Raw genomic sequence first — 25,688 nt, forward strand, 5'->3', positions numbered from 1 at the left:
AGGCTGCCGGCTTAAGCTATCAGTGCAGGCCGCCGACGCCGAGCAGGCGCTCGACCACTTCAGGCTGGCCGGCGAGTTCCGCCGGCGTGCCCGACCAGGCAATGCGGCCACGCTCGAGGATGATGGCGCGGTCGGCGAAATCGAGCGCGCTCTGGATACGCTGTTCGACGAGGATCACAGTCATCTCGCCACCCGAGGCGAGCTGCGAGAAGGCCGCCATCAGCTCTTCGCAGATCACCGGCGCCAGACCTTCCAACGGTTCGTCGAGCAACAGCACGGTCGGCTTGCCCAAAATGGTGCGGGCCGTCGACAGCATCTGCTGCTCGCCGCCTGAGAGCTGGGAGCCGAGGTTCCTGCGCCGCTCCTTGAGCCGCGGAAACATTTGATAGGCTTCCTCGATGGCCGCGCGGTCGCGGCCCTTGAGCCCGACGAAAAGGTTTTCCTCGACGGTGAGCGAGGGAAAGATGCAGCGCGCTTGCGGCACGTAGCCGAGGCCGCTGCGGGCACGCGCCGAGCTTTCCTGGCTGCTCATGTCGGTGCCGCCGAGGCGGATCGAGCCGCCATAACGCTTGGTCTGTCCGGCGATGGTGGCGAGCAGCGTCGTCTTGCCCATGCCGTTGCGGCCGAGCACGGCAAGCCGCGCACCGGCCGGCACTGCGAACGACACATTCTCCAGCACACGCGTCGGGCCGTAGCCGGCGCTCAGGTCGGCGACTTCAAGCGGCGCTGCGGTCATTGGCGTAGCTTCCGAGATAGGCTTCGCGGACGCGCGCATCCCTGGTGACGTCACCGGGCGAACCGTCGAAGATGACAGCACCTGCGGCGAGCACGATGACGCGCTTGGCAAAGCGGAAAACGAGATCCATGTCGTGCTCGATCATCAGCACGGCAAGGTCGGCGGGCAGGCCAGCAAGGGCGACCTCGATGCGCGGGGTGTCGCTCTGCGGCACGCCGGCGGCGGGCTCGTCGAGCAGCAGCACCTTGGGCTTGAGCGCCAGGGCCAGCGCGATCTCGAGGAGGCGCTGCTGGCCGTAGGCGATCTCGGCGACCTTGCGGGTAGCGATATGGTCGAGGCCAAGCGTGCGCAGCAGTTCGGCGACCTCGGCCATGACATCTGCCTTGGCCTGGTAGTGGCCGAAGATCGCGCCGGTGCGCCCGGTGCGCTGCATGACGGCGAGCGCCAGATGCTCTTCCGGCGTCATGTCGGGGAACAGGCGCGTCACCTGAAACGAGCGCACGAGACCCTGGCGCACGCGCGGCACAGGCCCGAGTGCCGTGACGTCGTTGCCGGCGAGCACAACCTTGCCGGAATCGGGTTCGAGATGCCCGGTGACCAGATTGACGAAGGTGGTCTTGCCAGCGCCGTTGGGGCCGATCAGGGCGACGCGGTCGCCGGGGTTCATGGTGATCGAGATGTTTTGCGTGACGGCAAGGCCGCCGAACGCCTTGTTGAGGTTTTCGACCTGGAAGACCGCGCTCATTTGGCGTTTCCCCTGAAGCGCTCGACGAACGAAAGCCCCGTGCCATAGAGGCCACGCGGCGCAAACAGCACCACGGCGATCAGCAGGGCGCCGACGATGGTCAGCCAGTGGAACGGATTGGCCGCCGAGACGAAATCCTCGAACCACATGAAGCTGACGGTGCCGATCAGCGCGCCATAGAGCGAGCCGGTGCCGCCAAGCACCAGCATCACCAGTGCTTCGGCCGACAGCGTGAAGCTGAGCGAGTCGAGGCCGACGACCTGGGTCGAGATGGCGTTGAGCGCGCCGCCCGTGCCCGCCACCGCACCCGAGATGACGTACATCTTGAGCAGCGTGCCCTGTACCGAAGCGCCCATGGCGCGGATGCGGATCGGGTCTTCCTTGATGCCGCGGCAAAGCATGCCGAAGGGCGAACGGGTGATCAGGCGCAGCACGATGAAGGTGATGACCACCAGCGCCACGGCAAAGCCATAGGCGGTGCGGCCCCAGAGATCGAAAGCGAAGATGCCGAACACCGGATCGGGCGTGATGCCGGACAGGCCGTCGCTGCCGCCGGTGTAGGCCGAGGCCTTGTTGGCGGCTTCGTGGAACAGATGGACGACGGCGATGGACAGCACCAACTGCGCCAGCCCATGGCCGCGCAGGATGACCGCACCGGAGACGACGCCAGCGACAGCACCGCCAACAGCACCAACGACGACCATCAAAAGCGGATCGGTGATGCCGAAATGGACAGCAGCGATGCCCGAGGCGTAGGCGCCGGCGCCGAAGAGTGCGGCATGGCCAAGGGTGGCTATGCCGCAAAAACCGGTGACGAGATCGATCGACAGCACCAAAAGGGCAACGCCGAGGATGCGGGTCAGCAGCGCCAGATTGTTGGGAAACAGGAAGTAGCCGATGGCGGCGACCACCAGGATGACGGCGAGGCCGACGAGGTCGCGCACCAGCCAGTTCGGCCGTGTCGACCGCGCCGGCGTGCTGGCGGAGATGTTTTCGATCGACGCCATCTACCTGCTCCTGCCCAGCAGGCCGCGCGGGAAGACGCAGACGATGGCGATGACGGCGAGGTAGAAAAAGAACTCGCCATATTCCGGCAGAAGGTAGCGGCCTGTGGTGTCGATGGCGCCGAGCAGCAGGCAGGCAAGCAGCGCGCCGGGGATGGAGCCGGCGCCGCCGACCGAGACGACGACTAGGAAGGTGACCATGTAGCGCAGCGCGTAATAGGGCTCGATGGGCAGGAGTTCGGCGCCGACGATGCCACCAAACGCAGCGAGGCCGACGGCGACCGCGAAGCTGACCGCATAAACGATCCTGGTGCGCACACCGAGCGAGGCGGCCATGGCGGCATTGTCGACAGAGGCGCGCAGCTTGACGCCGAACGAGGTCCTTTCGATCAGGTACCAGAGCGCTGCGGCAACGGCGACACCGCAGGCGATGGCGAACAGCTTGTGGGCGGCAATCGAGCGGAAGCCGAGATCGACCGGACCGCGCAGCGTCTCGGGCAGCGGAATGGTCTTAAGCGTCGGGCCGAAGACATAGTTGGCGATGCCGATGACGCAGAAGGTGATGCCGATCGTCATCAGCACCTGGGTGAGTTCGGGCGCGCCATAGATGCGGCGGTAGAGGAAGCGCTCGACCGGGATGGCGATGATGATGGTGCCGACCACGGCGACAAGGATCGCAACCCCATAGTCGAAGCCGAGCATCTGGGTGGCATAAGACGCGATGTAGCCGCCGATCATGGCGAAGGCGCCATGGGCGAGGTTGACCACGCGCATCAGGCCCATGGTCACTGAAAGTCCGATCGAGATGACGAACAGCACCATGCCATAGGCAAGGGCGTCGATCCCAACGCTGAGAACGGTTTGCATCGTGTGATCCAGCAGCAGCCCGGACGCTTTTGGCATCCGGGCCCTGTCGTTGGCGTAACGCTGTTACTTCAAGGCGGCAAGGCCGGGGTCGCCCTGCTTCTCGAAGGTCGCGATTTCCTTGTTGTAGTAGGAACCGTCCTCGGCCTTGGCGACTTCGCGCAGATAGATGTTCTGCGTGATATGGCGGCTTTCGGCATCGATCGAGACCGGGCCGCGCGGGCTCTCCCAGGCGAGACCCTTGACCGCATCGACGGCCTTCTGGGCATCCTGTTTGCCGCTGGTCGCCTCGATCATCTTGTAGATGACATGCATGCCGTCATAAGCGCCGACCGAAGGGAACGACAGTTCGGCCGGGTTGCCGATCGCCTTGCGCGCGGCTTCGACGAATGTCTTGTTTTCGGCCGAGTCGTGCGAGACGGCGTAGTGGAAGGTGGTCAGCAGGCCGGCGGCCGCGTCGCCGAGTGCCGGCAGGTCGGATTCCTGTGTCAAGTCGCCAGGGGCGAGGAACTGCACGCCGGCCTTGGCCAGGCCGTTCTCGTTGTAGGCCTTGACGAAGCCGAGCGTCGTCGGCCCCGACGGCAGGAAGGCGAAGACGGCATCGGCACCGGAATCCTTGACCCGCTGCATGATCGGGCTGAAGTCGTTCGTCGACAGCGGCATGCGGATGGAATCGACGACCTCGCCACCTTCAGCGGTGAAGGTGGTCTTGAAGGCGTTTTCGGAATCGACGCCCGGGCCGTAGTCGGAGACGACAGTGATGACCTTCTTGACACCGCGCTCCTTGGCGACCTTGGCCATCGGCGCTGAAGTCTGCCAGGTGGTGAAGGAGGTGCGCACGACCAGTGGGCTCTTGGTGACGATCGCCGAAGTGGCGGCGTTCATGACGACCAGCGGCACGTTGGCCTGCTCGAGCAGCGGGGTGACGGCCATGGCGTCAGGGGTGAAGTAGAAGCCGGCGAGATACTGCACGCCTTCCTTGACCACCAGTTCCTGGGCCAGCGCCTTGGACTGGGCCGGGTCGGCAGCTGGCAGGTCGCGGTAGACGATCTCGATGTCGTCGTCGCCGACCTTGGCGCCGTTGAGCGCCATCCAGGCGTCGATGCCGGCCTTGAAATTCTTGCCCTGGATGGCGAATGGGCCGGAGAACGGACCGACGACACCGACCTTGATGGTATCGGCGAAAGCGGTGCTGGAAAGCGCGAGGACCGCGAGTGCGGCCAGAATGGACGTCTTCAATTTTTCCTCCCTATGAACGGGTCCACACTGTCGAACATGCTGGTCCCGGTATCTCCTGTGCCGCCAAGTGTCATGCTCGAAACGGTAATGTAAAATGAAAAGAATCGAGCAAACCATAACCTGACGGGTATGCAATTCTGCTAATAGGGCAGCCCGACATAATTCTCCGCAAGCGCGGCGGAAGCGGCCTGGGAGTGCACGAGATAGTCGAGTTCGGCCTCCTGGATGCGCTGGCCAAAATCGTCGGTGTCGCGGAAACGGTGCAGCATGGTGGTCATCCACCAGGAGAACCGGACCGCCTTCCAGACGCGTGAAAGTGCGCGTGCCGAATAGGTGTCGATGCCGGCCCGCGACTTGTCCTGATAGAACTCGCGCAGGCCCCAGTAGAGATAGCGCACGTCGCTGGCGGCGAGGTTGAGGCCCTTGGCGCCGGTGGGCGGCACGATGTGGGCGGCATCGCCGACGAGGAACAAGCGACCAAAGCGCATCGGCTCGGCGACGAAGGAGCGCAACGGGGCGATCGACTTCTCGAAGGACGGGCCGGTAACGACGCGCTCGGCGGCCTCCGGCGGCAGGCGGCGGCGCAGCTCGTCCCAGAAGCGGTCGTCGCTCCAGCCCTCGACATGATCGTCGAGCGGGCACTGCACGTAGTAGCGGCTGCGATGGGTCGAGCGCATCGAGCACAGCGCAAAACCCCTGGGATGGTTGGCGTAGATCAGCTCGTGATCGGCCGGCGGCACTTCTGCCAGGATGCCGAGCCAGCCGAACGGGTAAGCGCGCTCGTAGGTCTTGATCGCGCCTTCGGGTGCTGACCTGCGGCTGACGCCATGGAAACCGTCGCAGCCGGCGATGAAATCGCAATCGATGCGATGGGTAGTACCGTCCTTCTCATAGGTGACGTAAGGCGCGTCGCTGTCGAAGGCGTGCGGCATTACATTCTTGGCGTCGTAGATATTGGTCAGGCCATCGGCAGCGCGCTTATCCATCAGGTCGTGGGTCACCTCGGTCTGGCCGTAGACGGTGACGCGCTTGCCACCGGTCAGCTCGGTAAGGTCGATGCGATGCAGCCGGTTGTCGAACGCGAGCGAGATGCCCTCATGCGGCAGGCCCTCGGCACGCATGCGGGCGCCGGCGCCAGCCTCGTCGAGCAGGTCGACCATGCCTTGTTCGAGCACGCCGGCACGGACACGGCCAAGCACGTAGTCGCGGTCGACACGCTCAAGAATGACATTGTCGATGCCGCTGTTGGCGAGCAGTTGTCCGAGCAGAAGGCCCGATGGCCCGGAGCCGATGATGACCACTTGTGTACGCATCTTACGTCCTTCTACCGGCACGGCCCGAGTTCGAACGCCAGCATCGTGCTGCCAGCGCTCCAGGCGTCTGGTTGATTGCGCCGCCGGCTATTTGTCTTGCCGCGCGCCTATGCTTTCTATCTGGCCGGCGAGCGACGCCGCTTGCCCGAGCGACGCCGCAGCCGCCACAACCATCTGCGGCAGGAGCAGCCATTCCAGCGTCCACGCAGCGCCCGAACGCTCCTGTTCGTGCACCAGCGCGTGGTGCATGCCCGACAGCTGCGTCGCATTGAAACAAGCGAGCGTGACAAGCACCTCGGCCGCGACCGGGTTCTGCTTGTGCGGCATCGCCGACGAGCCGCCTCCGCCAACGAGCGCAATTTCCGAGCCGTCCTGCGCCATCAGGGCGACATCCTGGCCGAACTTGCCGAGGCTGCCGGTGACGAGCGACAGAAGCCCGGCGAAATCGGCGAGACGGTCGCGCTGGCTGTGCCATTGCGGCGCGTCGCCAAGACCGAGCCTTTGCGCCAGCGACCCGCGCACCGCCGCTGCCTTGTCGCCCAGCTTTTCCAGCGTGCCGGCGGCACCGCCGAACTGGACGACGAGAAGTTCGGGGCGGATCGCCGCCAGCCGGGCGCGATGACGCTGCAGCGGCGCAAGCCAGGACGAGACGCGGTCGGAAACAGTGATCGGGATCGCCGCCTGCATGCGGGTGCGCCCTATCAACGGGCGGGTGCCGAAACGGGTTTGGAGCACATCAAGCCTTGCGACTACATCGGCGAGCAGAGCGTCGAGACGCTCGACCACCGGCTTCAGCCGCAGCACCAGTGCCGTGTCGATGACATCCTGGCTGGTGGCGCCGAAATGGACCTTGTCGCCATGGGGCTCGCCGACCGCACCACGCAGTTGGCGCACCAGATCGGGCACGACGACGCCATCGCGGGCAACGGCTGCACCGAGTGCCCCCATGTCGGGCCTGAACGAGGTGATGGCGGCAGCGATGGCAGCCGCAGCCTCCAGGCCGATCACGCCCGCGTCGGCCTCGGCCTCGGCCAGCGCACGCTCGAAGGCGAGCATCGCCGCAATCTCCGCATCGGCGGAGAACTGGCGCGCTGTCTCGGCGTCTGCCAGCAGGCCGGAAAGGAACGGATGATCGAAGGGCGATACGGTCATGGGATGTGATCAGATGTCGAAGAACACCGTTTCCTTTTCGCCCTGGAGATGGATGTCGAAGACGTAGGCATCGCCTTGCCGCTCGGCGATCAGGGTCGGCACGCGGACACGATGCTCGATGCGGGCGAGCACCGGATCCTCGGCATTGGCAGCTTCTTCGTCGGCAAAATACATGCGTGTGTTGAGCCCAAGATTGATGCCGCGGGCGACGATCCAGAAGCTGACATGCGGCGCCATCAGCACGCCGGGCTTGTAAGGCACGCGGCCCGGCTTGATCGATTGGAACAGACATTCGCCTGTCGTCATGTCGGTGGCCTTGCGGCCCCAGCCGGTGAAGTTGGGATCGGCGGTCCCCCGGATTTCGGTCGGCGAGTTGTAGAGGCCGGCGCTGTCTGCCTGCCAGATCTCGACCAGCGCATCCTTGAGTGGCGTGCCGGTGCCGTCGAGCACGCGGGCGCGGATGCCAATGCGCTCGCCCAGGGTCTTGTCGTTGACCATCTCGTCGCCGAGATCCCTGGCGATAACGCCCGAAATGCCAGAGAAGTTCGGCGTCAGGCCGATATGGACGTAAGGACCGGCGGTCTGCGAGGGGCTTTCCTTGAGCCGGTTGAGCGACTGGACCATCAGTTGCCCTCCAGGCGGTTTTCGAACACCGAGGAACGGCGGCCACGCAGCACGATGTCGAACTTGTAGGCGCGCGCATCCATCGGGATCGTTGCCTGCATGTCGAGCGCCGCAACCAGCATTTCGACCGCAGCCTTGTCTGGAATGGTCCGCACGATCGGGCACTGCCAGATCATCGGGTCGCCCTCGAAATACATCTGGGTGATCAGGCGCTGGGCGAAGCCGTGGCCGAAAACCGAGAAATGGATGTGGGCCGGGCGCCAGTCGTTGACACCGTTCGGCCAGGGGTAGGCGCCCGGGCGGATGGTGCGGAAGGCGTAAGCGCCGTCCTCGTCGGTAATGGTGCGGCCGCAGCCGCCGAAATTGGGATCGAGGGCGGCGATGTAACCCTCCTTCTTGTGGCGATAGCGCCCGCCGGCATTGGCCTGCCAGAACTCCAGCAGAGCGCCCGGCACGCCGTTGCCGCGCTCATCGAGCACGCGGCCATAAACGATGATGCGCTCACCGATGGCACTTTCGCCCGGCTTGGCGAAATTGTGGATCAGGTCGTTATCGAGCGCGCCCAGAATGCCGTGACCGAAGACCGGACCGGTGATTTCGGAAATGGTGTTGTCGAGCGACAGCAGCGCCTTCTCAGGCGAGCGCAGCACCGAGGTCTTGTAGTCAGGCGTGAGGCCCCGCGGGTGCCAGGAGCGGTCACGCTGGAAGAAAGCGCCGATCTCGGGGGGATGCTTGGTCTCAGCGCTCATCGGAATTGCCCGCATCCATGTCGGCGAAAACCTGCTTGGCGATCTTGATGGCACGGTTCGCCGCCGGCACGCCGGCATAGATCGCGACATGCAGGAAGGTCTCGCAGATGTCGTCGCGCGATGCCCCGGTGTTGGCTGTGGCGCGCACATGCATCGCCACCTCCTCGTCGTGGCCGAGCGCTGCCAGCAGCGCCAGCGTGACCATCGAACGCTCGCGCTTGCTCCAGGTCGGCCGCGCCCAGACCGTGCCCCATGCCGATTCGGTGATCAGCTCCTGGAACGGCCGGTCGAAATCGGTCGCGGCCGCTTCGGCGCGGTCGACATGGGCGTCGCCGAGCACCTGACGTCGGACGGCGAGACCTTCGCGATATCTGGCCGAAGCGGTCGCATTCATTGTCAGTTCACTCCAGTGGAAGGCGGGCAACGAAGCGCTTGATCAGGGCGACGAGCTCGTCGGGCTTTTCGACGCAAGGGATATGACCGGCGCCGTCGATGATCTTGAAGCGCGAGCCGGGGATGAGGTCGGCCAAGGCGCGCACCACCGCCGGCGGGGTCGAGCCGTCCTGGTCGCCGACGACGCAGAGCGTGGGAACCGCGATCACCTTGGCGGCTTCGGTATAATCGGCATCGCGCAGTGCCGCGCAGGTGCCGGCGTAGCCGGCGAGCGGCTGGCGCTCCACCATGTTGCGGTAGCCTGTCAGGTCGGCCTTGCGCTGTGCATGGAACTCGGGCGTGAACCAGCGTTCGAGGATGGTGTCGGTGATCGCAGCGATGCCATCCTTTTCGACAGCGGCGATGCGGGCGTTCCACAGCTCGGCGGTGCCGATCTTGTTGGCGGTGTCGCAGAGGATGAGCGCACTGACCAGATCGGGACGCCTGGCATACAGCCCCTGCGCGACGAGCCCGCCGACCGACAGGCCACAGACGATGGCGCCCTTGACGTTGAGGTGATCGAGCAGGCCAACGAGATCACCGACGTGATCCTCGATCGAATAGGGAGAGGCGCCGATATCCGACAGGCCATGGCCGCGCTTGTCGTAGGTGACGATGGGAAAGTCGCCGGCAATGCGGACGATGACATCACGCCAGATGCGGAAATCGGTGCCGAGCGAATTGACGAAGACGAAGACCGGCTTGTCCGCGGGCCCGCCGATGAGCTGGTGGTGCAGCGTGACGCCGCCGATGTCGATAAACTGCACTCGAAATTCTCCTCGCAATGACAGTGAATGAGATGTTTGGTTTGGTAAAATGATATTTTGTGGCCTTCTCTTAACTCCACGGTTATGAAAAGCCTATGATCGAAAGCCGTGTCAGGTTCCGCCATCTCCAGACCTTCCTAGAAGTCGCGCGCCAGAAAAGCGTGGTCAAGGCGGCCGGGCTGCTCAATGTCAGCCAGCCGGCAGTGACCAAGACGATCCGCGAACTGGAAGAGGCGCTCGGCGTCAGCGTGTTCGAACGCGATGGCCGCGGCATCAAGATCACGCGCTCGGGCGAAATCTTCATGCAGCATGCCGGCGTGGCGATCACCGCGCTGCGCCAGGGCATCGATTCGGTCGCCAATGCGCGCGCCGAAAGCGGGCCGCCGATCCGCATCGGCGCGCTGCCGACGGTCTCCGCGCATATCATGCCACGCGCCATGAGCCTGTTCCTTGGTGAGAATACCGGTGCCACCATCAAGATCGTCACCGGCGAGAACGCCGTGCTGCTGGAACAGCTCAGGCTCGGCGAACTCGACATCGTCGTCGGCCGCCTCGCCGCGCCCGAAAAGATGACCGGTTTCTTCTTCGAGCACCTCTATTCAGAACAGGTGGTGTTCGTCGTCCGCGCCGGCCACCCGCTGCTCAAGGGTGACACCGACGTGTTCGAGCGGCTGGGCGAGTTCCCGCTTCTGATGCCGACGCGCGGCTCGATCATCCGGCCCTTCGTCGAGCGCTTCTTCATCACCAATGGCGTGGCCTCGATCCCGACCGAGATCGAGACCGTGTCGGACGCATTCGGCCGCGCCTTCGTGCGTCAGAGCGATGCGATATGGATCATCTCGCATGGTGTGGTCAGCGACGAGATCAAGGCCGGAACGCTGAAGATGTTGCCGGTGGACACGAGCGAAACGCGCGGGCCGGTGGGACTGACAATGCGCACCGACACGCAGCCCTCGGCGGCGTTTTCGATCCTGCTCAAGACCATCCGAGAGGCGGCTGCCGAGCGCGGCTGAGAGCCGCGCCCCCTCGCAATGGCAAGGTGCATCCGCTACATACGCTATAAGCTTGAAATGAGGATGTGATGGCCGAGACCACCGAAGGGCGAAAGACGATCGTTTTGACCGGAGCCAGCCGCGGCATCGGCCATGCGACGGTGAAGCGCTTTTCGCGCGAAGGCTGGCGCGTCATCACCTGCTCGCGCCAGGCGTTCTCCGAAAACTGCCCGTGGCCGCAAGGGCCTGAAGACCACATCAAGATCGATCTCGCCGACCAGGGCGACGTCGGCTCCGCCGTGTCCGAAATCCGCCAGCGGCTGGAAAAGGAAGGCGGGCTGCTGCATGCGCTGGTCAACAACGCCGGGATCTCGCCCAAGCACAAGGGCGGCGGCCGCATGAACTCGATCGACACGCCGATGCATGTCTGGCGCGACGTGTTCCAGGTCAATTTCCTGGCACCGATCATGCTGGCGCGCGGCTTGTTCAAGGAACTGGCGGCGGCCAAGGGCTCGGTTGTCAACGTGACCTCGATCGCCGGAACCCGCGTCCACCCCTTCGCCGGCACGGCTTATGCGACGTCGAAGGCGGCACTCGGCGCGCTGACCCGCGAAATGGCCGCCGACTTCGGTCCGCACGGCATCCGCGTCAACGCGATCGCGCCTGGCGAGATCGACACGGCGATCCTGTCGCCGGGCACCGACAAGATCGTCGAGACGATCCCGATGCGCCGCCTCGGCCTGACATCGGAAGTCGCCGACATCATCTATTTCCTGTGTTCGGAGCAAGCGTCCTACGTCACCGGCTCCGAAATCCACATCAATGGCGGCCAGCACGTGTGAAGGTGCCCTCCCTTCTCCCCTTGTGGAGAAGGTGCCGCTCCTGCGGACCTGGGTTGCTCATGTCCCCTGGGGTGGGGGAGGCTTAGCCGTCGAAGGCCAGGCAAGTTAGGATGCACGCCCGTGCGCATAGGCGTGGCATTGTACGTTTCAGACGTCGCCTGCGTCACGGCATGGATTCCCGACACTCTCCGCTCGTTTCACTCGCTCACGAGGTCGGGAATGACGGACTGAATTGGCGCCTTCGCCAACTACCAGCGTTGCAGACAACTTCAATGGCTGCGCTAGCAGCCAACATTGCCATGCTTGCCGCCTGCACCGGTCCAACATTCGAGTTGGCCAAACTGGCCCATGAGGTCGTCATTCCCGACCTCGTGAGCGAGTGAAACGAGCGGAGAGTGTCGGAAATCCATGCCGTGGCGCATGTGAGTCCGACGCGGTGCAATGCTAGCCTTGTGTTTCGACGTACCGCACAGGGACACCAACACCCCGCCAAGACTCACAGCGTTCGTTGCGGAGACGCTGTCTTTGTCGCCGACCGCGGTACTCATAGGCATCGCGTGCCTTGGCCACATGGCACTCTGGCCGACACCCCTCATCGGTCTTCGCACCGGGCCACCTTTTCTCACAAGGGGAAAAGGTATGGCGCCATACCCCAAATGAAAAAGCCCGCCGGATGGCGGGCTTTTTGTTTGATCCGACGCGCTGGAATCAGGCCATGACCTGCTTCGCCGCTTCGTCGAGCGACTTCTCGACAGCGTCGAAGATCTCGTCGACCTGCTTGTCGTTGATGATCAGCGGCGGGCAGAAGGCCAGCGCATCGCCCATGTTGCGGGAGATGATGCCATTCTGCTGCAGGATGCCGTTGACGAGGCCGCCGAGCGCGCCGACGGAACCCCAAGGCGCCTTGGTTGCCTTGTCGGTGACCAGCTCCATGGCGCCGATGAGGGCCACGCCACGGACCTCGCCGACGAGATCGTGCGAGGCAAGCTTGGCCAGGCGCTTCTGCATGTGGGCGCCGACCTCGCGGGCATTGGCGACCAGGTTGCGCTCCTCGATGATCTTGAGATTTTCGAGCGCCACGGCGGCAGCGACAGGATGGCCGCCGGCGGTGAAGCCATGGCCGAAGGTGCCGATGCGGTTGCTCTCGTCGGCGATCGGCTCGAACACCTTGTCGTTGATCATCAGCGCCGAGATCGGCAGGTAGGACGACGATATCTGCTTCGACATGACCATGATGTCGGGGGTCATGGCATAGGTCTCTGAGCCAAACATGTTGCCGGTGCGGCCGAAGCCGCAGATGACCTCGTCGGCGACAAGCAGGATGTCGTACTTCCTGAGTACCGCCTGGATCTTCTCCCAGTAGCCGGCCGGCGGCACGACGACGCCGCCAGCACCCATGACCGGCTCGCCGAACATGGCGGCGATGGTCTCGGGGCCTTCAGCGAGGATCAGCTTTTCCAGATCATCGGCCAGGCGGGTCGAGAACTGCTGTTCGGTTTCGCCCGGCTGTGCCTCGCGCCAGTGGTGCGGCGACGAGGTGTGCAGCACGTTGGCGATCGGCAGGTCGAAGGACAAATGGTTGTTGGGCAGGCCGGTGAGGCTGGCCGAGGCGATGGTGACGCCATGATAGGCGCGCTTGCGCGAGATGATCTTCTTGCGCTCAGGCTGGCCGAGCGCATTGGAGCGGAACCAGATCATCTTCATGGCCGTGTCGTTGGCCTCGGATCCGGAGTTGGTGAAGAACGCCTTGCTCATCGGCACCGGCGCCATGGTCACCAGCTTCTCGGCCAGGTCGATCAGTGGCGAATGGCCCTTGTGGGTGAAGCTGTGGTAGTAGGGCAGCTTGGACATCTGCCTTGTGGCGGCATCGACAAGGCGCTTTTCCGAGAAGCCGACGCCGACGCTCCACAGCCCGGCCATCGCCTCGATGTAGCGCTTGCCCGAGATGTCCTCGACATAGATGCCATCGCCTTTTTCGATGATCAGCGGCCCGACCTCCTGGTGGCGGCGGGCATTGGTGTAGGCGTGCATGTGGAATTTCTTGTCGCGCGCCTCAGGCGAATTGGGCTGGCTGTCCATTGTCGTTCCTCATTGGATGGAGCGTCGCCGGCAGGGCGACGATGTCGTCGATCTTGCGACGGCTGTCAGCGACCGCTTGCAAAATTCGCAAATTGTTGTTTGATGCATCATGTTTTTCACGTGGACCAATGTCAAGGGCCAGAGGGGCGACAGCTGCAGGCCAGACAAGGCAAGCGCGCCGCACCTGCCCCGCACCGACAAAGGGGCACACGGCCGCCTGAAACCGGGCGGCAACCGAGACTGGACAATGGACCTATGAACGAGGGTTTCAGCTTGCAGATGGTTGAGCACGATAATCTCGGCGAGATTGTCTACGGCCAGCTGTCGGACGCGCTGATCAAGGGACGCTTCGCGCCCGATGCCCGGCTGACCATCCGCGATCTGGCGCAGTCGCTGGGCACATCGGTGACGCCCGTGCGCGATGCCATCCTGCGCCTGATCCAGGACGAGGCGCTGGTGCAGAAGTCGGCGCGCGAAGTGCGCGTGCCGGTCATGACGCTGGAGCGCTATCTCGAAATCCGCCAGATCAGAATGAAGCTCGAAGGGTTGGCCGCACGCGAGGCGGCGCTGAAGGCCGAGGCCAAGGACATCACCAGGCTGCGCGATCTGATTGTGGGGAACGAAAGGGCGATCGCGTCAGGAGACTGGCCGACAGCACTGGAGCTCAACCAGACCTTCCATTTCGCGCTGGCAGAGATCGCCAGCATGACCGTGCTGCGCGGCATCCTCAACCGGCTGTGGCTGCAGATGGGGCCGATGATCGCGGCGTCTTACCAGCATGGCGGACGAGCGATGATCGACCATCATCATGTTCTGCTGGCCGCTATCGAGGCTCGCGACGCCGACAGGGCCGAACGCGCCATCGTCGACGACATCAGGGGCGCGAGTTCGGCAATCATAGAGCAGCTTGCTGCACTGAAGCCGGCCGGGGGCGCTGCCTGACCATGGAGACGGTCGACTGCATCATTGCCGGTGCCGGCGTCATCGGCCTTGCCGTGGCGCGCGAGCTGAGCCGGCTTGGCATGGAGACAATCGTCCTGGAGGCGGCAGATGCCATCGGCACCGAAACCAGCTCGCGTAACTCCGAGGTGATCCACGCCGGCATCTATTATCCCCAGGACAGCCTGAAGGCTGAGCTGTGCGTGACCGGCCGCGACCGGCTTTACGCCTACGCCGCCGAGCGCAACATCCCGCACAAGCGCTGCGGCAAGCTGATCGTGGCAACGCTGGCAGAACAGGTGCCGACACTGAAGGGCATTATCGACAAGGCGCGGGCCAACGGCGTCGACGACCTCGTATTGCTCGACGCCGCCGCGGCGCAGGCGCTGGAGCCGTCGCTTGCCTGCCACGCCGCAGTTCTGTCGCCGTCGACCGGCATTATCGACAGCCATGCGCTGATGCTGTCGCTGCTTGGCGAGGCCGAGGCGCACGGCGCCTTCCTCGGCCTCAACACCGAAATCTTGTCGGGGCGGATCGAAGCCGGCCGTTTCGTGTTGCAGACGCGGGACACGTCGAGCGACACTAATTACGAGATCGCCGCCCGCCATTTCGTCAATGCCGCAGGTCTCGGCGCCAACGCCTTGGCAGCAAGCTTCGCGGGCCTCGACCGGCGATTCGTGCCAAAGCTTCTGATGGCGCGTGGCAACTACTTCTCGGTCACTGGCAAGCCGGCCTTCTCCCGGCTGATCTACCCGGTGCCGGAGCCGGGCGGTCTCGGTGTGCACCTGACGCTCGATCTCAATGGCGGCATGCGCTTCGGCCCCGACGTCGAGTGGATCGAGACCAAGGACTACCGCGTCGACCCGCGACGGGCGAACCACTTCTATGGCGAGATCCGCAGATATTGGCCCGGCCTCGCCGACGACAGCTTGAGCCCGACCTATAGCGGCATACGCCCCAAGCTTGCCGGACCCGGCGAGCCGGCGGCCGATTTCGTCATCCAGGGCCCTGATGTCCACGGCGTTGCCGGACTGGTCAACCTGTTCGGCATTGAAAGCCCGGGGCTGACCTCGTCGCTGGCGATCGCCGAACTGGTGACAGAGAAGCTGAAGCGAACCTATGTCTAACGAACCATTCAAGGCGTGATCCGCCGCCCGGCGACGACGCCGACCCAAATTACACCCGCATACAAACGACCCAGCAAGGACACCGCATGTACCCCGAAGTGAAATTGTTCATCGACGGCAAATGGACGGCTGCCGAAGGCGGCAAGACCATCGACGTCTACAATCCCGCCACCAACGAGGTGATCGGCAAGGTCGCCTCGGCCGGCAAGGGCGACCTCGACCGTGCGCTCGCCGCCGCCGACCGTGGCTTCAAGATCTGGCGCAAGGTGTCGCCTTACGACCGCTCCAAGGTGCTGCGCCGCGCCGCAGACCTGTTGCGCGAACGCGCCGATGCCATCGCCGCGCTTTTGACGCAGGAACAGGGCAAGCCGGTCGGCGAAGCCAAGATGGAGGTCCTGTCCTCGGCTGATCTGTTCGACTGGTTCGCCGAGGAAGGCCGCCGTACCTATGGCCGCGTCATTCCGGCCCGCGCGCCCGGCATCCAGCAGATCGTCGTCAAGGAACCGGTCGGCCCGGTGGCGGCGTTCACGCCGTGGAACTTCCCGATATCGCAGGCGGCGCGCAAGATCGGCGCAGCTCTTGCCACCGGCTGCTCGATCATCGTCAAGCCGCCGGAAGAAACACCGGCGGCGCCGGCCTGCCTCGCCGACGTGTTCAAGGATGCCGGCCTGCCCGATGGTGTGCTCAACCTCGTCTATGGCAACCCGCCCGAAATCTCCGGCTACCTCGTGCCGCATCCAGTCATCCGCAAGGTCTCGTTCACCGGCTCGGTGCCGGTTGGCAAACATCTCGCGGCCCTCGCCGGCACCCACATGAAGCGTGCGACGATGGAGCTTGGCGGCCATGCCCCGGCGATGGTGTTCGACGACGCCGACATCGACCAGGCGGCGGCAACGCTTGCCGCCTCGAAATTCCGCAACGGCGGCCAGGTCTGCGTGTCGCCGACACGCTTCCTGGTCCAGGAAGGCTCCCACGACCGCTTCCTTGGCAAGTTCGTCGACTACGCCAAGTCGGTGAAGGTCGGCGACGGCCTGGAGGCGAGCAGCCGCATGGGCCCGCTGGTCAATGAACGCCGGCTGGAAGCCGTCGAGAAGCTGATCAACGAGGCGGTGGCCGACGGCGCCAAGCTCGAGACCGGTGGCAAGCGCATCGGCAACAAGGGCTCGTATTTCGAGCCGACGGTGCTGTCGGGCGTACGCACCGACATGCGCATCATGAACGAGGAGCCGTTCGGCCCCGTCGCGCTGGTGATGCCGTTCAAGACGTTCGAGGACGTCGTGACCGAGGCCAACCGCCTGCCCTATGGGCTTGCGGCCTATGCCTTCACCAAGTCGAACAAGACGGTGACCGACCTAGGCGCCGAGATCGAAACCGGCATGCTGACGATCAACCATCTCGGCCTTGCATTGCCCGAGACGCCGTTCGGCGGCGTCAAGGACAGCGGCTACGGCTCGGAAGGCGGCACCGAAGCGCTCGAAGCCTATCTGGTCACCAAGTTCGTGACCCACGCGGCCGTCTGACACTGACAACAAAGCCGGCGCATCACATGGGCGCCGGCTTTTTCTTCAAGACGTCTTCGGACGCTTCGACTGCAGGATGTTGCGGATCGAAAAGCTCGAATGGATGCGCGCGAGCCCCGGCAGGGCCGACAGGATTTCCTTGTGCACGCGCTCGAAATCGCCGGCACTGGCCACCTCGACGCGCAGGAAATAGTCGGAGTCGCCGGTCATCAGGTAGCACTCCTTGATTTCAGGGTAGCGCCGCACCGCTAGCTCGAAGCGGTTGAAATACTCCTCGGTCTGTCGCTCCAGCGTGATCTGGACGATGACGGCGATGCCTTCGTCGGCGGCGGCGTTACCGATGATCGCGGTGTAGCCCCTGATCACCCCTTCCTGCTCCAGCAGTTGCACCCGCCGGAGACAAGCCGACGGCGACAGGCCGACCTCGGCCGCCAGGCTGGCATTGCTGACGCGCGCATTGGCACGCAACGCCCGGATGATGCCGCGGTCGATGGCGTCCAAAGAGGACATCGCATTTCCTTTCAAAAAGGCGCATAAAATTGCGCCATCCGCCACCAGTTCGCACGATCGTCATCACATTGGCAAGATTTTCGCCGATCATTGCGGTATTCTTTGGAGAAGGCGAGGACAGTTTCCGAGATGACAATGGACGTGCAAAGCGACATCGAGGGCCGTGCGGCTTGCGGCGTACTGACCATCGATCTCGGCGCGCTGGTGGAGAACTACCAGCAGTTGAGCCAGCGCAATGCGCCCGAAAAGACCGCCGCCGTGGTCAAGGCCGATGCCTACGGGCTCGGCGTGGCCGAGGTCGCGCCAGCACTCTACGAGGCCGGTTGCCGCGACTTCTTCGTCGCCCATTTCATCGAAGCGGTCAGGCTGAAGCCGCACTTGCCCGTTGATGCCCGCATCCTGGTTCTCAACGGCCTGATGCCGGGCAGCGAGGCTGACTGCGCCAACCTCGGCGTGGTGCCGGTGCTGAACTCGCTCGAACAGGTCGCCAACTGGTCGGCCACCGCCAGGGCGCGCAACACCACGCTGCCGGCAGCGCTTCAGGCCGACACCGGCATGTCGCGGCTCGGGCTCGAGCCGCGTGAACTCGAAACGCTGCTTGCCGAAGCGCATCGCCTCGACGGCATTCATATCGACATCGTGATGAGCCATCTCGCCTGCGGCGATGAGCCGGCCCATGACGCCAACGCCCGCCAGCTCGAACGCATGCGGGCGGTGCGTGCTCGCTTCCCCGAGGCAAAGCTGTCCTTCGCCAATTCGGCCGGCATCTTCCTCGGCGACGACTTTCGCGGCGACGTGGCCCGCCCCGGCATCGCGCTTTACGGCGGCGCGCCGCTGGGAGGCCACGACAATCCGATGCGCCAGGTGGTGCGGCTCGAAGTCGGCGTCGTCCAGACCCGCACCGTGCAAGCGGGCGCGGAGGTCGGCTATGGCGCCAGCTTCGTCGTCAGGTCGGAGATGCGGCTTGCCACCATCGCCGCCGGTTATGCCGACGGCCTGCCGCGCCATCTCAGCAATGCGGGCGCCGCCTACCTGGGCGACGTGCGCCTGCCGATCGTCGGGCGCGTCTCGATGGACAGCATCATCCTCGACGTCACCGCCTTGCCAGCCGGAACGCTGAAGCTCGGCGACATGGTCGAACTCATCGGCCCGCACCAGACGCTCGAAGCGATCGCGTTGGATGCCGGCACCATTTCCTACGAAATCCTGACCAGCCTGGGCCGGCGCTACAGACGCCGTTACCTGAGCCCGGCAGCGCGCTAAACCACAGGGGCAATCATGCGCATAGTCATTCTCGGTGCCGGTGTCATCGGCGTCACCTCGGCCTACTACCTGGCCAAGGCAGGTCACAAGGTGACCGTGCTCGACCGCCAGGCCGGCCCGGCGCTGGAAACCAGCTTTGCCAATGCCGGCGAGATCTCGCCCGGCTATGCCTCGCCCTGGGCCGCGCCCGGCATCCCGCAGAAGGCGATGAAGTGGCTGTTCATGAAACACGCGCCGCTGATCATCCAGCCGATGCTCGACATCTCGACCTGGCGCTGGGTCACGGCGATGCTGCGCAACTGCACCTCGGCCCGCTATGCGCTCAACAAGAGCCGCATGGTGCGCCTCGCCGAATACAGCCGCGACCAGCTGATTTCGCTGCGCGACGACACCGGCATCCAGTACGACCACCGCACCCAGGGCACGCTGCAGCTGTTCCGCTACCAGAAGCAGCTCGACGGCATGGCCAAGGACATCGAGGTGCTGCAGAGCGACGGCGTGCCTTATGAGGTGCTCGATCCTGCCGGCTGCGTCGGCGCGGAACCGGGCCTGGCGCCGGTGCGCGACAGGATCGCCGGCGGCCTGCGCCTGCCCAATGACGAGACCGGCGACTGCTTCAAGTTCACCAACGAACTGGCCAAGCTCGCCGAGGGCCTCGGCGTCGAATTCCGCTACAATGTGAAGCTCGAAAGCCTGCGCCTCGAAGGCAAGCGCATCGTCGCCGTCCGCACCTCCGAAGGCGAGGTCGAGGCCGACACCTTCGTTGGCGCGCTCGGCAGCTTCACGCCGTCCTTCGTCAAGCCGCTCGGCCTCACCGTGCCGGTCTATCCTGTCAAGGGCTACTCGATCACCGTGCCGATCGTCGACGAATCCAAGGCGCCGGTGTCGACGATCATGGACGACACCTACAAGATCGCCATCACCCGCCTCGGCGACCGCATCCGCGTCGGCGGCATGGCCGAGATCGCCGGCTTCAACACCGACCTGTCGGCCTCGCGCAAGGCAACGCTGCAGTTCTCGGTCGAGGATTTGTTCGGTGGTGCCGCCGACCAGAGCCGCGCCACCTTCTGGAGCGGCCTCAGGCCGATGACGCCGGATGGTACTCCGGTCATCGGGCGCACCAAGTTCGACAACCTCTACCTCAACACCGGCCACGGCACGCTGGGCTGGACCATGGCCTGCGGCTCGGGCCGCGTGCTGGCCGACATGATCGGCGGCGTCCGCCCCGAGATCGACGTGTCGGACCTGGCGCTGTCGCGCTACGCCTGAGGCCGACCAGCGCAGGCTGGGCGCCAAGTCACGCCTTCCGGGCGCTATGACCCCGTGTCACCGTCCCGCCATCTGACCTGCCGCAACAGGCGGCCCTCCGACCTCGGAGAGCGGCCTGTTGCGCATTGAATTGCCCGCAAAGCCCTGAGAACACCAACGAAGTCGAAACTGCGACAAGCCGGCTGCAACTGCCTCAAGCGTTCATTCCAACACCACATCCGGTTTCGCCGGATGCCTTGCGGCCGCTGCCAATGGCGACGACGTAGCCAAGCCCTCCTGAACTTTCCTGACATTTGCGGTTGACAGTCGAAACCGTCCATGCAGAAATTGGTTGGACCATTGTACCAATTGGAAATGCTGGCGTGTTCGATCTACCTCCCCTTCAAGCCACGGCGCGCGACGATGCGGTGCTCAACGTGCTGGCGGATTTCGTCATGCAGGAGGACCTCAAGCCCGGCGACCGGCTGCCGACGGAGCGTGTCCTGTCCGAGCGGCTGAAGGTCAGCCGCACCACTGTGCGCGAGGCGCTGACGCGCTGGGAGGGGCTTGGCCTCGTCGAGCGCCGCCAGGGCAGCGGCACCTATCTCAAGGCAGCGGTGTCGCGCGACATGCTGCACCTGCCGCTGACATTCGCGTCTGGCAACGACTTCGGCAGCCTGATGCACACGCTGGAAATCCGCCGCGGGCTCGAGGCGGAGGCGGCGGCTTTGTGCGCCCTGCGCGCCGGTCCGGCCGAACTGGAACTCATCCGCCAGAAGCTCGAGACGATGGAAGAAGCCTTCCATGCCCGCGCCGGCATGTCGTCCGACGAGGATTGGGACTTCCACCAGGCGATCTACCGGGTGTCCGGCAACCCGCTGTTCGAGCAGATCATCTCGGCGATGCACGAGCTGTTCCACCGGTTCTGGGAGCATCCGCTCGGCGTGCGCGACTTCGGCCACGCCAGCTTTCCCTACCACCGTACGATCTACGAACGGATCGCTGCGCGCGACGCAGAAGGCGCGCGCAGCGAGGCCCTGAAGCTGATCGCCACCGTCGAGGCCGACCTTCGCCGCGGCGACGCCAATCTCAAACGCGCAGGCAACAGATGAGCAACGACTTCGAGCGGGATTTCATTGCCGAGGCAGCAACCCTTCTCGCCCATGACGAGCCGTTTCCCGGTGGTGCGGTGGTTCCGCCGATCTACCAGACCTCGCTGTTCACCTTCGACAGCTATGCCGACATGGCCGACGTCTTTGCCGGCCGCAGCACCAAGCCGATCTATTCGCGCGGCAACAACCCGACCGTCATGGAGTTCGAAAACAAGATTGCCGCGCTCGAAGGGGCGGAAGCGGCGCGCGGCTTTTCCAGCGGCATGGCGGCTATCAGCTCAACGGTGCTGGCCTTTGTCGGCGCGGGCGAGCGCATCGTCGCCGTCCGCAACTGCTATGGCGACGCCTACCGCCTGTTCGAGCGCCTTTTGCCGCATCTCGGCATCAAGGTCGACTATGTCGACGGCTCCGATCCCGACGCGGTAGCCACGGCCCTGCCCGGCGCGGCGATGCTTTATCTCGAAAGCCCGACCTCGATGATGTTCGAGCTGCAGGACCTGGAGGTGCTGACGGCCATGGCGCGGGCGCGCGGTATCGTCAGCGTCATCGACAATTCCTGGGCAACGCCGCTGTTCCAGAAGCCGATCCTGCATGGCGTCGACCTCGTCATGCATTCGGCCTCGAAATATCTTGGCGGCCACAGCGACACGGTTGCCGGCGTCGTTGCCGGATCGGCCGAGCACATCCGCCGCATCAACGAGCGCACCTATCCCTATCTCGGCGCCAAGCTGTCGCCGTTCGAGGCCTGGCTCTTGCTGCGCGGCCTGCGCACATTGCCGCTCAGGCTACCGCACCACATGAAGAGCGCGCTAACCATCGCCGAGCGGCTCAAGGGCCATGCCCATGTCGAGCGCGTCAACCATCCCGCCTTCTCCAACCATCCGGGCAAGAAAACGCTCGCTGGCTATTCCGGGCTGTTTTCCTTCGAGGTGACCGACGACATCGACGTGCCGGCCTTCACCGATGCGCTGAAGCTGTTCCGCATCGGCGTCAGCTGGGGCGGGCATGAAAGCCTCGTAGTGCCGGCGCTCGCCTCGCTGCAGCAGACGCCGGATGCCAATTCCATAGGCCGGTTCGAGGTCAGCCCGCGGACCATCAGGCTGAATGTCGGGCTGGAAAATGTGGAGGATCTCTGGGCCGACGTCAGTCGCGCCTTCGAGGAAGCAAAAAGAAAATAACTTCAAATCCAAGAATGGGAGTGACTGGAATGAGGAAAAATAGCCTTTTGTTCGCAACGGCCATAGGCCTTGCCCTGTCGGCGGGATCGGCGCTCGCGGATTCCACCATCAAGATGGTCGAGGTCATCACCAGCCCGCCGCGTACCGAATTCCTGAAGAAGCAGATCGCCGAGTTCGAAACGGCCAACCCTGGCGTCAAGGTCGAGTTGGTCTCGCTGCCCTGGGGTCAGGCCTTCGAAAAGTTCCTGACCATGGTGCAGGCCGGCGATACCCCTGACATCGTCGAAATGCCCGAACGCTGGCTCGGCCTCTACGGCACCAACGGCCAGCTCGAAGATCTCACTCCTTACATGGCCAAGTGGGGCGACGCCGCGACGCTTGGCGACCGCGCCAAGCAGTTCGGTTCGGTGGTCGACGGCAAGCAGTACATGCTGCCCTACGGCTACTATCTGCGCGCCATGTTCTGGAACAAGAAGCTGTTCAAGGAAGCCGGACTCGACCACGCGCCGACGACGCTCGACGAGTTCATGGACGCCAACAAGAAGATCTCGGCGATCAACGGCAAGTACGGCTACTGCCTGCGCGGCGGCCCCGGCGGCTTCAACGGCGTGCAGATGTTCATGAACATCGCCAACGGCAAGGGCGGCTATTTCAAGGAAGACGGTACGGCGACCCTCAACGAGGAAGGATCGGTCAAGGGCCTCGAGATGCTGGCCGAGATCTACAAGAATGGCTACGCCCCCAAGGACAGCGTCAGCTGGGGCTTCAACGAGATCGTAACCGGCTTCTACTCCGGCACCTGCGCGATGCTCGACCAGGATCCGGACGCGCTGATCGGCATTGCCGAGAAGATGAGCCCGGACGACTTCGCCGTTGCGCCGATGCCGACCGGACCGTCAGGCAAGTCCTATCCGACGCTCGGCTATGCCGGCTGGTCGATGTTCGCCAACTCGGATGTCAAGGAAGACGCCTGGAAGCTGATGTCGAGCCTGCTTTCGCCGGCAAACAACATCGGCTGGGCCAAAGAAGTGGGCGTGCTGCCCATCCACACCAGCGCTGCCGACGACCCACACTTCAAGACCGAGCAGTTCAAGGGCTGGTTCGACGAGTTGAGCAACCCGGACAAGTTCGAGTTCGTGACGCCGCCGGTGCATCTCGAAAACCTCGGCAACTTCTATGACCAGGTCTCGGTCAAGAACTTCCAGGAAGTGCTGCTTGGCCAGCGTACGGCCAAGGAGATCGCCGATGAATGGTCGGCGTTCCTGACCAAGGAACAGCAAGACTGGATGGCCAAAAACAAGAAGTAATGGCCATGGCGGGGCGATGTCCCGCCAACCATGCCCTGTCTGTCAGGGCTCCCTTGCTGCCCCCTCGCCGACCGACACGCGGTCATGCCGGCATCGCCGCCAAGCCCTTTCTCCCCTTGGAGACGAGGCTGGGCGCGAGGGGGCTATTTTTTCGCCATGTCGAAAGCAATCGCCATGACCACAGCAGTCACCGCATTAAGATCCTCCCCTGATTTGGGACGCAGGCGCTCCGCGCTGCCAAGCCTCGAACCGTGGCTCTATCTCGGCCCGGCGCTGATCCTGCTGATGACGGTTCTGCTGGTGCCCCTCATCGTCGGCATCAGCTATTCGTTCCGCAAGTTTTCGGCCTTCAAGTCGGAGTATGTCGGCCTCGGCCAGTACCAGGCCATGTTCTCCGACCCGCTGCTTGGGCAGGCGCTGTACAACACTTTGTGGTGGACCGTGGGCAGCCTGTTCTTCCAGTTTTTCCTCGGTCTCGGACTGGCTCTGCTGCTCGACCGTCCATTCTTCGGACGCAAGCTGGTGCAGGCCGTGGTTTTCCTGCCCTGGGCGGTGCCATCGTTCCTGTCCGGCCTGACCTGGGCGTGGCTGTTCAATCCGATAGTCGGGCCCTTGCCGCATTGGCTCTATGCGCTCGGGCTGAAGGCGGAGCCGACCAACATCCTGTCTGATCCGTCGATCGCCATGTGGGGGCCGATCATCGCCAATGTCTGGTTCGGCGTGCCGTTCTTCGCCATCACGCTGCTGGCGGCGCTGAAATCGATCCCGTCCGAACTGCATGAAGCCGCCGCCATCGACGGCGCCTCGCCATGGCAGCGCTTTTCCAAGGTGACATTGCCCTTCCTGGCACCGACGATCGCCATCACCGTCATGCTGCGTACGATCTGGATCGCGACCTTCGCCGACCTGATCTTCGTCATGACCTCGGGCGGCCCAGCCGGGTCGACCAACACGGTGGCCACCTACATCTATGTCAGCGCCTTCAAGTCGCTGGACAAGGGCTACGCCTCGGCCGTCGCCGTGCTGCTTCTGGTGCTGCTCATCCTTTATGCGGTCGTGCTCATCGGCATCCGCCGCTCGCTTGCGAGGAATTCGTGATGATTGCCGGACGTTCGACTTCCGCGCGCCTGCTCGGCGGCATCGGCCTTTATGGTGCGATCGGTGCCTATGTCGTGTTCGCGCTGTTTCCGATCTACTGGACGCTGAAAATCTCGGTGACGCCGCAGTCGCTGCTCTATTCCGAAGGCATCACGCTGTGGCCTTCGGCCACGACCTTCGAAAACTACGCCACCGTGCTCAGGGCCAGCGACTTTCCGCTCTATTTCTTCAACAGCGTGCTGGTTTCGGTGACGACGGCGATCCTGGTGACCGTCATCGCCTCGGGTGCCGGCTACGCCATGTCGCGCTTTTCCTTCCGCGGCAAGACGACGGTGGCGATAGCGCTGCTGCTGACCCAGACCTTCCCCCTGGTGATGGTCATACCGCCGATCTACCGTATCATGGGCGAGATCGGCCTGACCAACAGCCTGACCGGCCTGATCATCATCTACACCGCCTTCAACACCGCCTTTGCCACCTTCCTGATGCAGTCGTTCTTCGACGGCATCCCGAAGGACTTGGAGGAAGCGGCGATGATCGACGGCTGCACCCGCTTCGAAGCACTGCGCCGCATCATCATCCCGCTGACGCTGCCCGGCATGGGTGCCACGCTCGGCTTCGTCTTCACAGCGGCTTGGAGCGAACTGCTGTTCGCGCTGATGCTGATCTCCAGCGAAGGCCAAAAGACATTCGCCGTCGGCCTGCTCACCTTCATCGGCAAGTTCGCCGTCGACTGGGGGCAGATGATGGCGGCGTCGATCCTGGCGCTCATTCCGGTCTGCATCTTCTTCGCCTTCCTGCAACGTTATCTCGTGACCGGCCTGACCGCCGGCGCGGTCAAAGGGTAA

The 25,688-nt window shown here is 64.2% G+C and carries 25 protein-coding genes; 12 read left to right on the top strand and 13 right to left on the bottom strand.

Annotated features, from left to right (window positions below; translation table 11 throughout):
- Window positions 1–19: 19 nt before the first annotated feature.
- The 11 genes from IHE39_RS20170 to pcaD form a co-directional block, all read right to left on the bottom strand.
- Window positions 20–736, bottom strand: coding sequence for an ABC transporter ATP-binding protein (locus tag IHE39_RS20170; RefSeq protein WP_192567739.1), 717 nt, complete (start codon window positions 734–736; stop codon window positions 20–22).
- Window positions 717–1,481 (bottom strand): ABC transporter ATP-binding protein, encoded by a 765-nt coding sequence (locus IHE39_RS20175; protein WP_184770167.1) that lies wholly within the window; start codon window positions 1,479–1,481, stop codon window positions 717–719. Before IHE39_RS20175 ends, IHE39_RS20170 begins: the two co-directional genes overlap by 20 nt.
- On the bottom strand, window positions 1,478–2,488 hold the full coding sequence (locus tag IHE39_RS20180; protein WP_184770166.1) for a branched-chain amino acid ABC transporter permease: 1,011 nt from the start codon (window positions 2,486–2,488) through the stop codon (window positions 1,478–1,480). Before IHE39_RS20180 ends, IHE39_RS20175 begins: the two co-directional genes overlap by 4 nt.
- Window positions 2,489–3,352 carry a branched-chain amino acid ABC transporter permease gene (locus tag IHE39_RS20185; RefSeq protein ID WP_184770165.1) on the bottom strand — a complete coding sequence of 288 codons (864 nt, stop codon included), beginning with the start codon at window positions 3,350–3,352 and terminating at the stop codon, window positions 2,489–2,491.
- Between the two features lie 63 nt (window positions 3,353–3,415).
- Window positions 3,416–4,588 (bottom strand): ABC transporter substrate-binding protein, encoded by a 1,173-nt coding sequence (locus tag IHE39_RS20190; RefSeq protein WP_192567740.1) that lies wholly within the window; start codon window positions 4,586–4,588, stop codon window positions 3,416–3,418.
- A gap of 140 nt (window positions 4,589–4,728) precedes the next feature.
- Complete coding sequence (pobA, locus tag IHE39_RS20195; protein WP_192567741.1) at window positions 4,729–5,901, bottom strand: 4-hydroxybenzoate 3-monooxygenase; 1,173 nt, start codon at window positions 5,899–5,901, stop codon at window positions 4,729–4,731.
- Between the two features lie 87 nt (window positions 5,902–5,988).
- Entirely contained in the window at window positions 5,989–7,053 is a 1,065-nt protein-coding gene (locus IHE39_RS20200; protein WP_192567742.1) for a 3-carboxy-cis,cis-muconate cycloisomerase, read from the bottom strand.
- 9 nt (window positions 7,054–7,062) lie between these two features.
- Window positions 7,063–7,677 carry a protocatechuate 3,4-dioxygenase subunit alpha gene (pcaG, locus tag IHE39_RS20205; RefSeq protein ID WP_192567743.1) on the bottom strand — a complete coding sequence of 205 codons (615 nt, stop codon included), beginning with the start codon at window positions 7,675–7,677 and terminating at the stop codon, window positions 7,063–7,065.
- Window positions 7,677–8,426: a protocatechuate 3,4-dioxygenase subunit beta gene (gene pcaH / locus IHE39_RS20210; protein ID WP_192567744.1), complete on the bottom strand. Its 750-nt coding sequence runs from the start codon at window positions 8,424–8,426 to the stop codon at window positions 7,677–7,679. Before pcaH ends, pcaG begins: the two co-directional genes overlap by 1 nt.
- Window positions 8,416–8,820 (bottom strand): 4-carboxymuconolactone decarboxylase, encoded by a 405-nt coding sequence (gene pcaC, locus IHE39_RS20215; protein WP_184770159.1) that lies wholly within the window; start codon window positions 8,818–8,820, stop codon window positions 8,416–8,418. Before pcaC ends, pcaH begins: the two co-directional genes overlap by 11 nt.
- Window positions 8,821–8,827: 7 nt before the next feature.
- The gene (gene pcaD / locus IHE39_RS20220) at window positions 8,828–9,625 is read right to left on the bottom strand and encodes a 3-oxoadipate enol-lactonase (protein WP_184770158.1); all 798 of its coding nucleotides are present in this window, start codon (window positions 9,623–9,625) and stop codon (window positions 8,828–8,830) included.
- 95 nt (window positions 9,626–9,720) lie between these two features.
- Between pcaD and pcaQ the strand changes: the two genes are divergently transcribed.
- Together pcaQ and IHE39_RS20230 are read left to right on the top strand one after the other, a co-directional pair.
- Complete coding sequence (pcaQ, locus tag IHE39_RS20225; RefSeq protein WP_192567745.1) at window positions 9,721–10,638, top strand: pca operon transcription factor PcaQ; 918 nt, start codon at window positions 9,721–9,723, stop codon at window positions 10,636–10,638.
- Window positions 10,639–10,706: 68 nt separating this feature from the next.
- Window positions 10,707–11,459, top strand: a complete 753-nt coding sequence (locus IHE39_RS20230) for an SDR family NAD(P)-dependent oxidoreductase (protein WP_184770156.1) — start codon at window positions 10,707–10,709, stop codon at window positions 11,457–11,459.
- Window positions 11,460–12,167: 708 nt separating this feature from the next.
- On the opposite strand, the gene IHE39_RS20235 is transcribed toward IHE39_RS20230, so the two are convergent.
- Complete coding sequence (locus IHE39_RS20235) at window positions 12,168–13,538, bottom strand: aspartate aminotransferase family protein (protein ID WP_192567746.1); 1,371 nt, start codon at window positions 13,536–13,538, stop codon at window positions 12,168–12,170.
- Between the two features lie 255 nt (window positions 13,539–13,793).
- Here IHE39_RS20235 and IHE39_RS20240 point away from each other — a divergent pair, with 255 nt between their 5' ends.
- The 3 genes from IHE39_RS20240 to IHE39_RS20250 all read left to right on the top strand — a co-directional run bounded on the left by IHE39_RS20240 (window position 13,794) and on the right by IHE39_RS20250 (window position 17,124).
- Entirely contained in the window at window positions 13,794–14,480 is a 687-nt protein-coding gene (locus IHE39_RS20240) for a GntR family transcriptional regulator (protein WP_192567747.1), read from the top strand.
- A gap of 2 nt (window positions 14,481–14,482) precedes the next feature.
- On the top strand, window positions 14,483–15,604 hold the full coding sequence (locus tag IHE39_RS20245; protein WP_192567748.1) for an NAD(P)/FAD-dependent oxidoreductase: 1,122 nt from the start codon (window positions 14,483–14,485) through the stop codon (window positions 15,602–15,604).
- Window positions 15,605–15,690: 86 nt separating this feature from the next.
- Entirely contained in the window at window positions 15,691–17,124 is a 1,434-nt protein-coding gene (locus IHE39_RS20250; protein ID WP_184770152.1) for an NAD-dependent succinate-semialdehyde dehydrogenase, read from the top strand.
- Window positions 17,125–17,169: 45 nt separating this feature from the next.
- Here the strand turns inward: IHE39_RS20250 and IHE39_RS20255 are convergent, their stop codons facing one another.
- Window positions 17,170–17,634 carry an Lrp/AsnC family transcriptional regulator gene (locus IHE39_RS20255; protein WP_184770151.1) on the bottom strand — a complete coding sequence of 155 codons (465 nt, stop codon included), beginning with the start codon at window positions 17,632–17,634 and terminating at the stop codon, window positions 17,170–17,172.
- A 129-nt stretch (window positions 17,635–17,763) separates the two neighbouring features.
- Between IHE39_RS20255 and alr the strand changes: the two genes are divergently transcribed.
- From alr to IHE39_RS20290, 7 genes are all read left to right on the top strand, one after another.
- Window positions 17,764–18,897, top strand: a complete 1,134-nt coding sequence (gene alr, locus IHE39_RS20260; protein ID WP_184770150.1) for an alanine racemase — start codon at window positions 17,764–17,766, stop codon at window positions 18,895–18,897.
- Window positions 18,898–18,912: 15 nt separating this feature from the next.
- Window positions 18,913–20,166: a D-amino acid dehydrogenase gene (locus tag IHE39_RS20265; protein ID WP_184770149.1), complete on the top strand. Its 1,254-nt coding sequence runs from the start codon at window positions 18,913–18,915 to the stop codon at window positions 20,164–20,166.
- Window positions 20,167–20,528: 362 nt separating this feature from the next.
- Window positions 20,529–21,257 carry an FCD domain-containing protein gene (locus IHE39_RS20270; RefSeq protein ID WP_192567749.1) on the top strand — a complete coding sequence of 243 codons (729 nt, stop codon included), beginning with the start codon at window positions 20,529–20,531 and terminating at the stop codon, window positions 21,255–21,257.
- Window positions 21,254–22,435 carry a PLP-dependent transferase gene (locus IHE39_RS20275; RefSeq protein WP_192567750.1) on the top strand — a complete coding sequence of 394 codons (1,182 nt, stop codon included), beginning with the start codon at window positions 21,254–21,256 and terminating at the stop codon, window positions 22,433–22,435. Before IHE39_RS20270 ends, IHE39_RS20275 begins: the two co-directional genes overlap by 4 nt.
- 29 nt (window positions 22,436–22,464) lie before the next feature.
- A complete protein-coding gene (locus IHE39_RS20280; RefSeq protein WP_192567751.1) occupies window positions 22,465–23,742 on the top strand; it encodes an ABC transporter substrate-binding protein in 1,278 nt (425 codons plus the stop codon).
- Between the two features lie 174 nt (window positions 23,743–23,916).
- Window positions 23,917–24,840, top strand: a complete 924-nt coding sequence (locus IHE39_RS20285; RefSeq protein WP_192567752.1) for a carbohydrate ABC transporter permease — start codon at window positions 23,917–23,919, stop codon at window positions 24,838–24,840.
- Window positions 24,840–25,688, top strand: a complete 849-nt coding sequence (locus IHE39_RS20290; protein WP_184770144.1) for a carbohydrate ABC transporter permease — start codon at window positions 24,840–24,842, stop codon at window positions 25,686–25,688. Before IHE39_RS20285 ends, IHE39_RS20290 begins: the two co-directional genes overlap by 1 nt.

The sequence above is a fragment of the Aminobacter carboxidus genome (assembly GCF_014863355.1).
GTDB classification, from domain to species: domain Bacteria; phylum Pseudomonadota; class Alphaproteobacteria; order Rhizobiales; family Rhizobiaceae; genus Aminobacter; species Aminobacter carboxidus.